Source organism: Pseudoalteromonas sp. MMG007 (assembly GCF_018100985.1).
Lineage (GTDB): Bacteria > Pseudomonadota > Gammaproteobacteria > Enterobacterales > Alteromonadaceae > Pseudoalteromonas.
The window spans coordinates 58,732-73,792 of the sequence record NZ_JAGJEI010000008.1; the positions used below are offsets into that span (position 1 = coordinate 58,732).

Here is a 15,061-nt window from a genome sequence, read left to right on the forward strand (position 1 = left end):
AATATCAAACAGAGCTTCTCTGCTATGCATTCAACGACGCTAATACTTGGCGAAAGCTGTCTAAGCCAGCTTCCATGTTTTCAATTATTTCACCAGCTAACTCTTCCGGCTCTGGCAGGTTTTCTAAGTCTGTTAGCGATTTATCTTTTAACCAGAAGATGTCTAGGCTAGTTTTGTCACGAGCTAAAATTTCTTCGAGAGTGTATTTGCGCCATCGACCTTCAGGGTTTGTTTCTTCGTTCCACGTCTCTGTTCGTTCATGCCTGTTCTCAGGGTTATAACAATCAACAAACTCTTGAAGGTCTGCCATTGTCATTGGCTTTTTCTTCAACGTGTGATGAACATTGGTACGATAATCGAAGAACCAAATGTCTTTTGTCCATGCGTCTTTTTGTGCAGGTTTGTTGTCGAAGAATAATACATTCGCCTTTACGCCATTTGCGTAAAAGATACCTGTTGGCAGACGCAAAATAGTATGAAGCTCAGTGCTCTCCATTAACTTCTTACGAACCGTTTCACCTGCTCCACCTTCAAACAATACATTATCAGGCAATACAACAGCAGCACGGCCAGTTGTTTTTAACATACTGCGAATATGCTGAACGAAGTTAACCTGTTTGTTTGAAGTAGTAGCCCAAAAATCCTGACGGTTATAAGTTAGGTCGTCTTTTTCTTGTTCACCTTCTTCATTGGTAAAAGTCATGCTACTTTTCTTACCAAATGGGGGGTTAGCAAGAACCATATCTACGGTACGTGAAGGTTGAGAAATTAACGAGTCATCCCCACTAACCAGACTTTCACCATCAATCTCACCAATGTTATGTAAAAACATGTTCATCAAGCATAGGCGGCGAGTATTGGCGACAATTTCGTTGCCAAAGAAAGTTTCATTTTTAAGAAATGCTTTTTGCTGTTTATCTAATTTGTAATTATTAGGATCAGTAATGAAATCATACGCATGTAAGAAAAATCCGCCCGTACCACATGCCGGATCAGCTATAGTTTGATTTGGCGCTGGTCTCATACATAAAACTATCGTTTTGATGAGATCGCGAGGCGTAAAGTATTGACCTGCACCGGACTTAGTGTCTTCAGCGTTCTTTTCTAATAAACCTTCATAAATGGTACCTTTGGTATCAGATCCCATCATTACCCAGTTTACATCATCAACCATTTCAACTAGGCGCTTTAACTTAGAAGGATCTTGAATGTAATTTTGGGCCTTGGTGAATATCTGCCCTAACATGCCAGGTTTTTTCGCTAGCTCTCTTAGTGTAGTTACATAGTGCACTTCAAGATCTGAGCCTGTTTCATTTTTAAGACTCTGCCAGTTAAACTCTTCAGGTATACCGACATCTCGGTTATAAGGTGGTTTACTATACTCATCTGCCATTTTAAGGAAGATAAGGTAAGTTAATTGAGTTAGATAATCTCCATATCCAACACCATCATCACGTAAGGTGGTACAAAAACTCCAAACTTTAGATACTATGCTTTGTGCGTTCATTTTTTTCACTTAATTCTTTTGGGATAGTCACCTATTTATGAATACTCATACTTAGGGTGGTCTATCGTAATATAATGCTTTTACTTTTTAGCCGCAGATTTTGCTTTGCTTTTACTTTTTCGGGCGGCTGCCTTTTCTGCTTTCTCTTTCTCAGCCAGTTCAGCTTTTTCAATCTCTATTTTCTTTAGTAGCTCGCTAGCTGGTTCATCATTAGGATCTTGTGAAACTAGTTGTCCAGAGAATGCCTTTTTCAAAATAGACTGCCTTAGAAGGCTAGAACGCTCAATATTAGAATCGATTTCTTCTTCAAGCTTAGCGACTATTGAAAGCTTCTCTCCCAAGATATTAAAAATTTCTTTTTGTTCTTCTATGCAACACAGAGGCATCGGTAACTCTCTAAGGATCGTACTATTTAATCCGGGCCTAGTCTGACCTTGTGCATTTTCAAACATTCTTGTACGACTGATCGTATGAGACTGCAATATTAGATTGTAGAACTCTGGCAGTAACAGTTTTTGTTCCATCGAGATACGATAAACGTGCTTTGTAATTATTGCTTTTTCTAGCTCTCGTGGAACAACACAAGAACGTCCTAAAGAGGCCATCACCGTTACTAATAAATCACCTGGTCTAGCGGTATACTTTTCTAGCTCTTTATATTTAGTTTCAGATATTCTGTTTTGGCTTCCGAGAGAAAAATCTCCGCTTTTAACATTATCAATACCAAGAACTAGAACACCACTTTCTTGGAATTCCGAATGCTTTAGATTGCTGCCAAAGGGGCCACTTTGCATAGCACGGGGTAATCCAGAAATCAGCATATCCAATGTTACCCATGTCCAATCATCTGGAAGTCCTGGAGCACCAGCCATATCTATACCATCAATAGATACTATACTTTTAGGAATTCTCGGTTTAGCTGGCTTTTTTCCTTCTTTGCCATTAGCTAGCCACTTTTCAACTTCCTTTTCCCAGTCGTCAAACTGCTCTTGATAACGAGCTTCGCGCTCTTGTTGAATGTGCTGGAGAAGCTGTTCCGGCGATTCAAGCTTGTCAGCATTATCCTTCCGCCATTCTTCGGTTAATTTGCCTTCAAAAGCATGTTTTAACAACGCTTGGCGATAAACCGCAAGTTGTGCCTTAGCGGTTTTTAGACTTTCAATTCCTTTATCTAATTCAGAGAATAGCTCTTCTATTTTTTCAACAATACGGATTTGTTCATTTTCTGGTGGAATGCCAATAAGCTCTTTAGCAACCCACTGGTAATGTCGTGCATATCCTTTATCTTTGATTGATATCGCTAGATATTGAGTGAAATAAAATAAAAGCTTCGGTGTAATTGCTCCACTAGGCTGAAGAACTTTTACGCCATCAGCTCCGGCCACAAAGGGGTTATTGATTGATTTAACAGCCCTAGTGTGATCTCCAAAAACCAAGATAGGGAAGTTTGCATCTATAACTTTTTCTTCATCGTTACAATACCCACTACAATCTTCTTTACCTTGATCTATAACTGGATATTTCCCTGATACTTCATACTGTTTCTGATTAACTTTTTTCCCATTTGTAGAAATAGTTGTAACTATATTTGCATAGTCATCTATCTCCCAACCAACAGGTAAGTTATTTTTATTTAAATCACTCACTAAGCTACTAACTCACTATTTAATTCATCTATAATTTTATTCATATCATCACCAAAGAGTTGATACATCTTGCCTAAACCACCTTGTGCATCAAATGGTGACATTTCCAGATCATCTAATTCAAAATGGAATGAATTAACAAAGTGTTCACGGATCATATGTAGCCACGCCATTTGTTCTTTAGTGAACTTTTGGTTGCTACCTGAGTGGTGCTTCATGATCCACGTTTGGAAATTCTTGCTGACGGTGGTATTAAAGGTCGAGAGTTTATCATCAATGCCTGCTACACGGCGAATTAATGCGACTAAAGCGGTTAACTCATTAATTGGCTTATTACCCTGTTCTTTTTTATTGTCAGGGTCTTCGAGTAATTCATACGCTTGCCATACATTTAGTGGGGCTAGTTTAGGTTTATCTGATTTGAGTTTTTCGAGCACTTCTTTGACCATATCAAAGGTGATTTCACGACGACGATGTGGTTGGTCGTAGAATATTTCCAACGCGGTAATCTCATCTTTGTTTTGCTCTAGATATTCAACGAACTCTTTGCAAATATCTGATGCTTGTTCAGTGGTCGCCTTTTCCCAATCGGCTATTTGTACTTCATCAATGTTGTCATGATCGATCTTTTGGTCTTTGTCTCGGCGGATGGTATCGATAAGCTCAATTAACTCGCCGTTAAAGACATTGGCAGCTTTACTTACCATCTCAGCCTGAGCTTTGTTGCGATTATCTTCGCCTGGGTCTGTGCCTTTTGGCTGTTTTGCCAGTATTAACGCTTGCTCTTCTACTTTGTCGCCATCAATGGCCGAGAATAAATCAACTACCATTTGAGTAATTGAGACACCACCCGATACCTTTTCAATTCGCTTCTTATCATCGGCATCTAGCTGCTTGTTCAATCGTGCTAACCTGCCAGCAAGTGAACTTACAGAGTCAGTATCACTAGCCCCCATCATAATGCCCATAGCTAAATCTTTGAGTGGTACAGATGGTTTAGTGATTAAAGGCTGACTCGCTGTTTTAAGTGATTTAGTAACGCCAATTGCATCAACAATAACATAGTGCGTTTTTGCAGACTTTGCATCTGGCGTTACCTTGATTAATTCATCATGGTCAAAAGTGCGTGTTCCGCGACCTTTCATTTGCTCGAAATAGTTTCGGCTTTTAACATCACGCATGAACACAAGGCACTCAAGTGGTTTTATATCTGTACCTGTTGCTATCATATCCACGGTCACTGCAATGCGAGGTTCGTATAAATTTCTAAAGCTAGAGAGTACCGATTTAGGATCTTCACCTTGCTCGATAATATTACCGTCTTTATCTGTTTTATCTTTCTTTACACGGTAGGTGATTTTTTTACAAAAAGAATTACCTTCGTCAAACTCTTCTCGAACCGTTTGAATAATATCGTCGGCATGGCTGTCGGTTTTTGCAAAAATTAATGTTTTAGGCACATGCTCTCTATCAGGGAAAATGACAGGTAAACTCTCTTTGAAGGTTTTTATGACTGTACGAATTTGACTAGGGTTTACGATATCTTTATCAAGCTGTTTTGCACTGTACTTTTCGTCTTCATCTTGTTGTTCCCAGCGTTTTCTTCGGGTCACACGTTCACGATGCTCAACTTGTTGCTTAGCTTGTAACGTTTCACCTTCTTTGGTAATTCTGGTTTGAATGGTAAAAACTTCATTACCTACGTTAACACCATCAGCAACGGCTTTTTCGTGACTATAGTCACTGACAATATTTTGCTTGAAGAAACCATAAGTGCGGTTATCGGGGGTTGCTGTTAAGCCAATCAGGAAAGCATCAAAGTAATCTAATACTTGTTGCCATAAGTTATAGATTGAACGATGACATTCATCGATAAAAATGAAGTCAAAATGCTCAATTGGTACTTTAGGGTTGTAAACAACAGGAACAGGCTCTTTAGGTTTGGTAAGTTGCTCTGCTGGGTTTTGTTCTTCTAATGTTTCGTCTAACTCTTCATCTTTTAAAATTGAATACATTCGCTGGATCGTACTGATACAGACCTCAGCATCTTTAGGCACAAACTTTGATTTTAAGCGCTGAACGACATGTAGTTCGGTGAACTTACGACTGTCATCACTTGGAGTAAAGTTAAGCATTTCTTGCTCAGCTTGTTCACCCAAGTTTTTAGTATCTACTAAAAAGAGAATACGCTTACCTTTGGCATGTTTCAGAATGCGATACATGGATGTAATGGCGGTATAAGTTTTACCCGCGCCAGTTGCCATTTGGATGAGCGCTCTTGGCCTTGCTTTTTGAAGTGATTCTTCGAGGTTTGTTATCGCAGTTTCTTGGCAATCACGCAACCCTAAGTCCTTTGCAGGTAGCTTTGCTGGATTTAACGGTGGAATATCTTGAAGACGAGCACGAAGAGAGTTTCCTTGTTCAACCCATACTTTTAGCGTTTCAGGTCGATGAAAACTAAAAACTTCACGAGAGCGAGGTTTAGGATCTCTGCCATCTGTAAAACGTGTGATAACACCTGTGCTTTCATATAAAAAAGGTAGTGGCTCACTATTGTTAACCCATTTAAGCTTTGCGTTGGCGTAGCCTTCGGTTTGGTCTTCAACGGCAGTGATTTTCTCACCTGCTTCTTCCCGTTTAGCTTCGATAACCCCAACGGCTTTTTTATCAACAAAAAGAACATAATCAGCTGGGCCTACATCTGTTTGGTATTCACGAATAGCTTGACCGATACCGTCGTTAAAGTTGATTTTGCTTTTATCTTGGACAGCCCAACCTGCAAGTTTTAGCATCTCATCAATTTTATCGCGCGCTATTTGTTCTGCGTTTTGATTTACCAACTTTACTCTCCCTAGTTTTGTTCGAAGCTTAGCTTTATTAATTGTTTTGCTATATCCAGTTCTTCTATATTTCGGACTATAACCTCTAGATCACCAGTCCCCCAATGCCCTTTACCTCTAACATCACTGACCATACCTTTTTTAAGCTCTACCGATTCAGGATTTAAATTTAAATAAATTCTCAATGAAGGATCTTGTAAAGGTGCCCATACTTGAACGCTCGCGAAATTTTTGATTTTCTTCAGTGCTGTGTAGAACTTTAGTTCCTTGCGTTGCACGTCATCGCCGAGTGACAAGCCAAATTCACAAATATGCTCATAAAGCTTTAAAAGGTCTTCACTAGCGGCCGCGATTCGATTCTGATGGTAATCCTTCCGTTCTTTTTTTGAAGTTTCTTGAATTGTTTTTTCCTGTAGTACGGCAGCTGCGGGGTTAGAAAAGTAACGGTTAGATGAGTGGCTGTTTACCAATTCTAATAAAAACAAATCTTCTCCGAAATACTTGTATCTCATCAGCTCAATGTTCTTATCAATTTGTTTTATCGCGTGCTCATCATACTTGGTGAAGTCAGTAGCGATACAAATTAAACGTGCACCTTCCCATTCAAGATTGTCAGCAGCTTCACTGCTGAGCTTGTCCATTACGAGTAACTTAAATTCAGCCTTATGATCAATAAGCCAATCGTAATAAAACAGCCCTTGATTAATTACGTTTTCATTGGTGTGCCGTTTGTATTCTATGATTACTGGGCAGCCATTTTCATCTACACCAAGTGAATCAATTCTGCCACCGTTTGAGGTAGTAAATTCTGAAGCAAGGAACTGTACATTCAGGAAGGTTTCCATGTGTGATTCAACGAGTTGTTGCAAATCTTTCTCAAGCTTTGCATGTGCTCGCATTAGCTCTAGTGCAGCTCCTTTTGCTTGGTCGAATTGGAATAACTTTATATCGCTCATTTGCATCCTGCATAAAAACTTCCAGAAATTAGAGTCTTAATATAAATAAAATGGATATAAAATTCACTAATAAATTACTATTCATTTGATCTTGCTTTAAAAAACTGCCAAGTTTTTAACACACAGGTTAACGTGTAACCTCAATATTTAGATTTTGAAAAAATTGCGCCACTTGATTCCTGTTCCGAAACTCAGGTTTAATCGATTATTGCCTACGAAGTTGATTCACAACTAACTAGGAGAACATTATGACTTCAAAAGTAAATGCAAAGCCATCAACACCAATAACACCACAAGCGGCACAACGAATTCAAAGCGCTACAGCTAGAGCAAATGGCGGCAGTGTGCCTAAAGGCAGTTTTGCGGCACGAGCAACTAGTAGCGCCGCAAAAAATAGTAAATAATGGCGAGGGGCATTGCCCCTCTTTCAAAAGGAATTTTTTAGGGTTTAAATTAATGACGACTATCAATGAGTCTTATCCAAACATTGGGTATGTTTTAAATCGTCTGGCTGATATTGCCGACACCAAGTCATTGGCTACTAAGGGAAAGAGCCGTTTTCGCAAGGAAGAAGACTTAGCATCTAGAAAGTCTATAGATCCAACACTGATTGGAGAGTCAGTGCGACACTTATTTTATGAACCAATCTCCAAAGTTGTTACAGATAGTTTCGCACAGTTTTTCTCCGACAGTATTTGGATGGGGTTAAATAACTACGTCGAGATCATTAAGCGTGCGCCAATGGAAGGAGTAGCACAAGAAAAAGTTGCTTATATGCTAAATAAGCACCTAGTAGTTGAAACACTTGCCAGTATCATTTGGAAAGTAGGTGTTAATCAAATGCCAACCAATACAGTGCCTAGCTTTTATTGTGATAATTACCCTATCAAAGCCCTAATCGCTTTTTATGAAAGCCAACAAACACTTCCTGAAAACGATATAAAGCGATTCTTTGAAGGCACTGACAGGACAGTTCGAAAATGGCGAAGTGGTGAAGAACTTCCTAATATAGGTAACCTAACTCTGCTGGCTCAGTGGACATCGTTATCAAATTCAGATGCAATTGATGAAGATAAGGAAACCTTGTTTTTGACAAGGTTCATAGATTCATTTCATAGAAAAACACACCATCAATTTGTAAACGATTTAAAAGATGCTGTCGTTTGGCGGTTGCAGCATAATCAAGAGCCTACATTAGATTTTGGACAAGTATTTCATCAGTTTTATATCAATGAGATAAGCTCAGCGAATCTATATAAACTATCTGCTGAAGGTAATAAGCTACACAAGTTGTTAAGACGCTCTTCAACTAAACCTCTGGGCAGCCTTGTTGATTATTCAGCACGCTTAGCTTCCTTACAAAAATCTATTGAAGAGCATAACCTGAATGATGAGTTGCAATATCATCAAGACTGGCTCAAGGGACGATTACTGTTACTAAGTGGTGAAATAGAAAAAGCACTTGAACACTATGTTAGTGCTGTAGAGTTCTCACTGTATAAATCAGGTGAAAACATTCGTAATTTATTAAAAGAAGCGCTAGCCGTTGCCGCAATCCAAAGCAAGCCTCACAAACCAACCTTAAAGAAACTAAAAAGCCGAGCATTAACGTTTTGTCCCAAAATCATAGAACCTCACCTTAGAGCGTTGCCAGTAAAGATTGGCAATGAAGATATTGAAGACTGGAAATTATGGTTTGTAATGCGCTTTCCAAAATCGGGGTGGTTTGATGAAGGAAAGTCATTACTTATGCAGCGGATGGAAGAGCTTGAGCTTAAGGAAATAGCAGAAAAATGTGGATGAAACGTTTTTAACTAGCGTCGCAATATGTGGTAGCAAAAACTTCGCTAAACGTCTGAGGTTGGTGAAACTAAAACCCGCAAAGAGCGATTAATTCCCCTTACAGGGTCTCTAAATATTGTTGAGGTCATCATAAAAGGAGAAGCAATTGAAAGACACTCAACAAAACCGATTTGGCGTAAGTTATGGGCTGCACGTGATCAGTCACTGGCTCACCGAGTTAGGTCGCGTATTTATCTTTGCGACAACCGCAGCAATTATACTGTCATTTGTTAATCAAGAAGGGCTATCAACCTTCCGTATAATATTGGCACTAGTATTTGGTGGCGCAATGATGTTAGTTGGCATAGCATTGGAGCATTGGCTATTTAAACAGAAGTTTGAATCGCTAAACCTATAACGTGCACATTAAAATATTAAGCACTGCCCATGCAGTGCTTATTTTTTTGATTCTTTAAACTCTTTGCGAAAAGCACCTGGCAGCATGTGCTCCTGTATCAGTATGTTTTCTCGTATAAAGCTAATTTTTTCAGTTTCAGTAAGCCTAGCTTTAAAAGAATGCTCTAGCAAAAAGAGTGGCATCAGTTCATGGCGTTTAAGCTTTTTATAAGCTGCTCTTCCTACATCAACTCTTTGAATAAAGGCTTCAAGGGCGTATTCGACAATCATTTCTTTTGAAACGCGATATTGTTTGCACCACCCACCCAAGTCATCAACTAAACTCTGCGGCATTCTAATTGAGTAAGGCTGGTTCACTCCCTCTTGGTCTAAAGTTTTCTTTTTCTGCTTAAACCATGCGGCAACCATTGGTGAGTTTGGCCTTAGCTGGTAATAGTTACGTTTAAAGAAATCAAGTTCGTGTTGCACTAAAAAGCCCCCCCAGTCAGCATGTTTAATACACAATATATTGGCTATTTCTGTGTATTTGTCTGAAGTTTTTCTATTTATTTTAAATTTTCTTGAAGATTCTGACATATCGATACCAGCACTTACGTCAATTGACGTAAAAAGTTGTTATAACTATTTATTTTGAAATAGTTTTCAAACAAACATGAAGAAACGGCGCTATTTCGTAAAGCGAAGTAGGTAAGCCGTAAAAAAAGCATTTAAAACGACAAAAGAGTACCATTTAAAAAATCTTTTTAAAACATAACTCATTTTTACCCCTCTTTATTATCAATTAGTTACATAAAGTTGCTGTATAAAAATAAGACTACATTCGAGTGTTTACTATACAGCTTTACAAGTAGTTCATACCTTTTTTAAAGTGCTGAAAAAGAGAGAGGTTTGATGACTATTTCATCTATTCATCAACTTGATATTTATACAAGCCCAATCTTTAATTATAGCTAAGATTGATTTTTAGCCAAAAAATCTTGGGCATTTTCAACTAATTTTTTTTGAGGCGAACATGAAGGGTAAAAAAAAATTCAACAAACACCGTTCAAAACACACCATTAACTTTTACAGTGCTAAAAATGGTTGTCATATCTGGTGTGAGTCGTTTCTCGAACGCAAATACGGGATAACGCTCGAATTTGAAGAGTCTATCCATCAATATGCTTCCCAACCAGAATCATTTAGTGTGTATGGAAGACGTTATACTCCTGACTTTTTGGTGGAATATAAATCCGGCCATGCCGAATATGTAGAAATCAAACACACCCACTATATGAATGATGAATTCTTTGAGCGCCACTTCCTCAGGAAACGAGTGATTTATATGTTAACAGGGCTTGAACTGGTGCTGAGGAGTGAGCTTGATGTTGACAGCATTGAGGTTGAAAACTACGAACTACTCATGGGCTACAAGACTCTCGACGTCAATCATTTACAGCCCGTTATCTGTAACTTACCAAAAAGAACAAAACTGTCTCGACTTGAAAAGTTAGTATCTAATTTGCCTGGTGGCTCACGAGCGCACGCTTGGTCACTCGTCGCACAACAACACTTTTATTTTGACACGTCGCAGCCTTTTAACGCAGAAACAACATTGATGAGGAAGAAGTAATGTATCAGCCACCTGTGGTCGGTGACACCTTCATCGATATTGAACAGCGTAAATTTAATCTAGCATATTATGATGAGCTGCAAGCATTACTAAACCCTGACTCGATGTTAGGTTCGGAAACTGGCTTGCACTTAACCCAAGATGACTTTCGCTCGAAAATAGAAAGCGGTGAATTACGACCAGCATACGCCATAACACACGAAAATAACGAGCTGACAGCATCACAAAAAAAAGAACTGAAAAAGCGAGAGCCTTACATTACCGAGTTAGCAACATTGGTGCATGATGGCTATAAACCTACCGTTGACGAGACCATCGATAAGCTCAAACAGATTGTTCATGACAAGTACCACATCGGCACCGAAAAACACGGCAATAGCACTATTGCACGTTGGTGGAAACAATATCGAGAAGCAGAATTTAATCTCAAAAAGTCAATTGCTCCGAGAAAAAGCCAACCCAAGCGAACCAATACGGCCACGGAAAACTTCCTCAACCGATTTTTTACTGACACCTGGGTAAAAGGCAACATTGAAAACATAGCGAGAGGCTACTCAAGTTATTCTAAAGCAGCTTTAAAAGCTCAGACGCAAAATGACGCTATTGAACAGGTTAGCGAACGAACGTTTAGCAGACGCATTGAAGGACTTAATGCATTTAATATCATTTTAAACTCTGGAAACTACAGCGAAGTTAAAAAAGCACTACGTACATTATCCAAGAAAATAAAAACCACTCATGTGCTTGAGCGAGTAGAAATGGACCGGATGTCACTTAACTTGGCTCTTATTGACGAAGAAGGTAAACCAACGGGCAACGTCAGCATCTATATTGCCATTGACTGCCACTCACGCTACCCGCTGAGTGTTACATTCGAGCTGGGCACCTCTGAGGATACGGAAGGGGTTGTTCGATCATTTAAGCGTATTTTTGAGTCAACCAGTGACCAGCTAAACGCGTGTGGTATTCCTTTTAAAATTATTGTGGATAATGGCAGTGGCTATAAAGCTGAGCAGTTCAAACAAATAACCCAACGCTTAGGGTGTGAGTTAATCAAAGCTCCATCGAATGAACCTTGGCGAAAACCTTTTGTTGAGTCTTTCAACAATACGTTGCGGGAAGAATTCTTTAAAGGAGGCGAATTTAAATTACCTGATGGAACAATAACCATAGGTCTTCCAGGTTATAAAGACAAACGCACCCACAAAACAAGTAAGCCGTCGTCTGAAGAAACCATTAAAAAAGCCGCTTCCTTGCCTGTCGAGGAGTTTGCCTCGCTACTGCATGATTACCTCGTTCACTATGTAAACTCAAAGCACTCAAGCCTCAACAACAAAACACCACAACAAGTATGGAACGAGTCAGTTGCTCTAAAGCCTCTCATTCCTGTCAATAAAGAACTGCTCAGTGCTGCTTGCCATTATATAGAGCACAACCCTTCATTAAGCCAGCGAGGTACAGTTCAGGTCAACAAACAGGTTTTTGCGGATGACCGTATAAAGCAATGCTATCTAGATGCAAAAACTCTCGATAAAAACCAAGATATGACGGTTACTGTGAAATCTGACCCAGATGATGGCCGTTGGGTAACAGTCATCGCAGACTTCCCATGTTATGACCACCCTAAAGTATTCGATTTTGTAGAAAACCGAAAGCTATCTGGAAGTGAATTGGAGTACCCACTGTCATTTGAAGAACTTAACACAACATCAGGGACGCCTGAACGGCGAGATATATTCAGTCGTAAAATTACAAAGTTAGTTAAGCAAAAGACAAGATCACTTGGCAGTGGCAAGCCAGTTGCTACTGCAAAAGAAAACTTATCTAAGGGACTATCTACGGCAGAGCGCATTGAGCGAAGTAACCAGAGTTATGCGTACAAACCTATCAAAAAGTCGAAGAAGTCCATAGAGGATAATACACCCTCAGATAAAGGAAATATTAAACGAAAAGTAAGCCCTAATCGCAACGAAGCTCAGCTTGGTTTATGGCAGGACTAGCCAATGTTTAGCCACCCAAGTCTGAGCAAGTGCCTTGAACTAATAGACCAAGTTCATCAGCAAAGTTTTGGTAAAAATTATGGATTACTTTTAACAGGTCTAAGTGGTGTTGGTAAAACGTGTTTAGCCAAGACATATCTAGCACGTTTTCCAACTTTATGTACTCCCGAAGTAACCCACTATCCGGTCATTTATGTAAAGTTAACGGAGACTAAAACAGCTACTGATTTTCTTATACAGGTCGTTAAAGCTCTCACTTCAGTCATAGGTAAAAATGCCAATAAAGCTCATATCGTTCAAGACAGGCTTGCCGTTTTACTTGCCGCGCATCGCGTTCAACTGATCATTATCGATGAAGTACAGGAATGTTTGACGGATATCGACGGAATCACTAGTCAGCGAATGGCTAAGCAAATAGCTGCGCTACTAGATAACAACCCAAAAGTTTCACTTATTTTAATGGGAACGCCAGTCGCCAGCCGATTGTTGAAGCTTAAATATGGCAAATCAACGCACAGATTAAAAGGTGAGGAGCAATTGAGCCGCCGTTTCCTATCTGAACAAAAGCTTTACATAATCCCTTCTCGCTGCGAGTGCTGGCTTTTGTGCTGTAATTACTTTGCCACCGAATTTCGATTTCCGCCATTCACTCTAGACGACAAACCTATACTTAATCGTTTGCATGTCGCAACCGACGGCAGAATTGGGCTGTTAACGAAGCTTTTTGCTATAGCTTCAACCAGTGAGCGTAAGAATCTGTTGGCTAAGCTTGAAGATGCTTACCTGTTGGGAGTTAATTCATCTGCTTACAATCCTTTTGACACACTTGCCCTAACTGATAATGACATCGTTGGGATTTTAGATTCGAGAGAATTTGATTAATGTTATCGGTAATGCCTAAACGAATCGCAGATGAAAGTCTAGCAAGCTACCTATTACGCTTGAGCCTTCGAAATGGGTTCACCTCACCGCTCGAATGGCTTGATAAACCAATGTGGAGTGCGGTTACAAAAAATACAATTAGCATTAAACAACGACAGCTATTAAGTGAACTCGTACCCTGTGCTATGAGCACTAGCGACTTAAGCTTAGCACCAAAGCACTCCATACTATTTCTAGATTGTCACACTGATATGCCTCGTATTTGTCCCTATTGTGTAAAGGGCAAAGGATATCTAAAAGAAAAGTGGCGAAACATTGGTAATTTATCATGTGAGCTGCACGGTTGTGTGCTCTGCGATAGCTGTCAAGAATGTGGTGAACAACTCATTTGGTCACCTTTATTATTACAAGGTACTTGTACCAACGAGTTGTGTTTGTGCCCAATAAAAAGCTATCCGATATCTAGCCAAATAAACGAATTATTCATAGATGAAATCTGCGATTGCTTGCTAGCTAGCTTGTTTATTCAAAATCCTTACACAACTGTTTTACCCATTTACCATCACCCATCGGTAAGCGACTTTAACACTGCATTAGAGCAGGGCTTCAACTTCCTCAGTGGCAAAGAAGTATATGACCAATTTATAGAGCGATTAGGTGACGCCATTAGCCCTTTTTCTCAACTTCCAGAAAAATTTCAATTCTTTCCGTTAACACTACTAATACGACACCTCAATGCAGCATGGCCTATAAATAATTGCTACGTTAGCTTTCTCCAAACACCACAAGTATCCTCCAGCTCAAATCGACATATAGAATCATTTATCGTTACTTTTGATAGTGCGATTAAACTTCTTGGCATTACAAAAAAACAGATATTTCACACTTTTCCTGAACTCTCTGCTAAAAAAGTTATACCGCAAAATCAGCAAATAGATATTGCGGCAATAATTAATCGAACCACTATTTCTGTGGCCGATATGTAACTCCAAAGAGTGCCTTTTAGAATTTCAGGTGATCATCAGCATCAATGAGAAAAGCACAATTAGACAGGTCATTTATTGGGCACCCGTAATAATGGAAAAAAGCACTATTAGTGACAATTTCCGACACTATAGTGTAAAAAAGCACTATTATGACTTACGTGGATTGTTGAAAAGTTGTTTGAGCTGGATAAGGAAACTGCAATCTTCATGATACTGGTTTGATTTCTCTACATTTTTTCAAGATAACAAGTTGATGTGTGATTTATTTTAAATATCAGTATTTTAGGTATTTCCTTGTGAAGTCGAATGGGTTAATTAATTCAACTTGAAGGTAACCATTCTTCCGGTAGGCTGAAACCCGCCTTGGATCCTCTATTTCTATGCACGCCCCCACTATTTTTACTCTAGCTCCAGTATAGTTTGCTCATCTAGC

General features: G+C 39.3%; 12 protein-coding genes. 7 read left to right on the forward strand and 5 right to left on the reverse strand.

The window, feature by feature from the left end:
• Positions 1-22: 22 nt before the first annotated feature.
• The 4 genes from J8L71_RS11195 to J8L71_RS11210 all read right to left on the reverse strand — a co-directional run bounded on the left by J8L71_RS11195 (position 23) and on the right by J8L71_RS11210 (position 6,949).
• Positions 23-1,507: a class I SAM-dependent DNA methyltransferase gene (locus J8L71_RS11195; protein WP_211000603.1), complete on the reverse strand. Its 1,485-nt coding sequence runs from the start codon at positions 1,505-1,507 to the stop codon at positions 23-25.
• An 80-nt stretch (positions 1,508-1,587) separates the two neighbouring features.
• Positions 1,588-3,153 (reverse strand): restriction endonuclease subunit S, encoded by a 1,566-nt coding sequence (locus J8L71_RS18635; RefSeq protein ID WP_211000604.1) that lies wholly within the window; start codon positions 3,151-3,153, stop codon positions 1,588-1,590.
• Complete coding sequence (locus J8L71_RS11205) at positions 3,153-5,993, reverse strand: DEAD/DEAH box helicase family protein (protein ID WP_247655276.1); 2,841 nt, start codon at positions 5,991-5,993, stop codon at positions 3,153-3,155. The genes J8L71_RS18635 and J8L71_RS11205 overlap by 1 nt, the downstream gene beginning before the upstream one ends.
• Positions 5,994-6,004: 11 nt before the next feature.
• Positions 6,005-6,949 (reverse strand): DUF5655 domain-containing protein, encoded by a 945-nt coding sequence (locus tag J8L71_RS11210; RefSeq protein WP_211000605.1) that lies wholly within the window; start codon positions 6,947-6,949, stop codon positions 6,005-6,007.
• A 248-nt stretch (positions 6,950-7,197) separates the two neighbouring features.
• Here J8L71_RS11210 and J8L71_RS11215 point away from each other — a divergent pair, with 248 nt between their 5' ends.
• The 3 genes from J8L71_RS11215 to J8L71_RS11225 all read left to right on the forward strand — a co-directional run bounded on the left by J8L71_RS11215 (position 7,198) and on the right by J8L71_RS11225 (position 9,149).
• The gene (locus J8L71_RS11215; RefSeq protein ID WP_077066488.1) at positions 7,198-7,353 is read left to right on the forward strand and encodes a hypothetical protein; all 156 of its coding nucleotides are present in this window, start codon (positions 7,198-7,200) and stop codon (positions 7,351-7,353) included.
• Between the two features lie 52 nt (positions 7,354-7,405).
• Positions 7,406-8,752, forward strand: coding sequence for a hypothetical protein (locus J8L71_RS11220; RefSeq protein ID WP_211000606.1), 1,347 nt, complete (start codon positions 7,406-7,408; stop codon positions 8,750-8,752).
• Between the two features lie 145 nt (positions 8,753-8,897).
• Positions 8,898-9,149: a hypothetical protein gene (locus J8L71_RS11225; RefSeq protein ID WP_048690588.1), complete on the forward strand. Its 252-nt coding sequence runs from the start codon at positions 8,898-8,900 to the stop codon at positions 9,147-9,149.
• A gap of 38 nt (positions 9,150-9,187) precedes the next feature.
• Here the strand turns inward: J8L71_RS11225 and J8L71_RS11230 are convergent, their stop codons facing one another.
• Positions 9,188-9,724: a hypothetical protein gene (locus J8L71_RS11230; protein ID WP_211000607.1), complete on the reverse strand. Its 537-nt coding sequence runs from the start codon at positions 9,722-9,724 to the stop codon at positions 9,188-9,190.
• Between the two features lie 436 nt (positions 9,725-10,160).
• Between J8L71_RS11230 and J8L71_RS11235 the strand changes: the two genes are divergently transcribed.
• From J8L71_RS11235 to J8L71_RS11250, 4 genes are read left to right on the forward strand one after another with little or no spacing between them, the layout of a single operon-like run.
• A complete protein-coding gene (locus J8L71_RS11235; RefSeq protein ID WP_211000608.1) occupies positions 10,161-10,760 on the forward strand; it encodes a hypothetical protein in 600 nt (199 codons plus the stop codon).
• Positions 10,760-12,760 (forward strand): DDE-type integrase/transposase/recombinase, encoded by a 2,001-nt coding sequence (locus J8L71_RS11240; RefSeq protein WP_211000609.1) that lies wholly within the window; start codon positions 10,760-10,762, stop codon positions 12,758-12,760. Before J8L71_RS11235 ends, J8L71_RS11240 begins: the two co-directional genes overlap by 1 nt.
• 3 nt (positions 12,761-12,763) lie before the next feature.
• Entirely contained in the window at positions 12,764-13,642 is an 879-nt protein-coding gene (locus J8L71_RS11245; RefSeq protein WP_211000610.1) for an ATP-binding protein, read from the forward strand.
• An 11-nt stretch (positions 13,643-13,653) separates the two neighbouring features.
• Positions 13,654-14,628: a TniQ family protein gene (locus J8L71_RS11250; RefSeq protein ID WP_211000611.1), complete on the forward strand. Its 975-nt coding sequence runs from the start codon at positions 13,654-13,656 to the stop codon at positions 14,626-14,628.
• Positions 14,629-15,061 lie beyond the last annotated feature (433 nt).

Bases quoted from the DNA above. Each gene is read 5' to 3' on its own strand.
- J8L71_RS11195 (WP_211000603.1), bottom strand. From the start codon at position 1,507: ATGAACGCACAAAGCATAGTATCTAAAGTTTGGAGTTTTTGTACCACC.
- J8L71_RS11210 (WP_211000605.1), bottom strand. From the start codon at position 6,949: ATGAGCGATATAAAGTTATTCCAATTCGACCAAGCAAAAGGAGCTGCA.
- J8L71_RS11215 (WP_077066488.1), top strand. From the start codon at position 7,198: ATGACTTCAAAAGTAAATGCAAAGCCATCAACACCAATAACACCACAA.
- J8L71_RS11220 (WP_211000606.1), top strand. From the start codon at position 7,406: ATGACGACTATCAATGAGTCTTATCCAAACATTGGGTATGTTTTAAAT.
- J8L71_RS11230 (WP_211000607.1), bottom strand. From the start codon at position 9,724: ATGTCAGAATCTTCAAGAAAATTTAAAATAAATAGAAAAACTTCAGAC.
- J8L71_RS11235 (WP_211000608.1), top strand. From the start codon at position 10,161: ATGAAGGGTAAAAAAAAATTCAACAAACACCGTTCAAAACACACCATT.
- J8L71_RS11240 (WP_211000609.1), top strand. From the start codon at position 10,760: ATGTATCAGCCACCTGTGGTCGGTGACACCTTCATCGATATTGAACAG.
- J8L71_RS11245 (WP_211000610.1), top strand. From the start codon at position 12,764: ATGTTTAGCCACCCAAGTCTGAGCAAGTGCCTTGAACTAATAGACCAA.
- J8L71_RS11250 (WP_211000611.1), top strand. From the start codon at position 13,654: ATGCCTAAACGAATCGCAGATGAAAGTCTAGCAAGCTACCTATTACGC.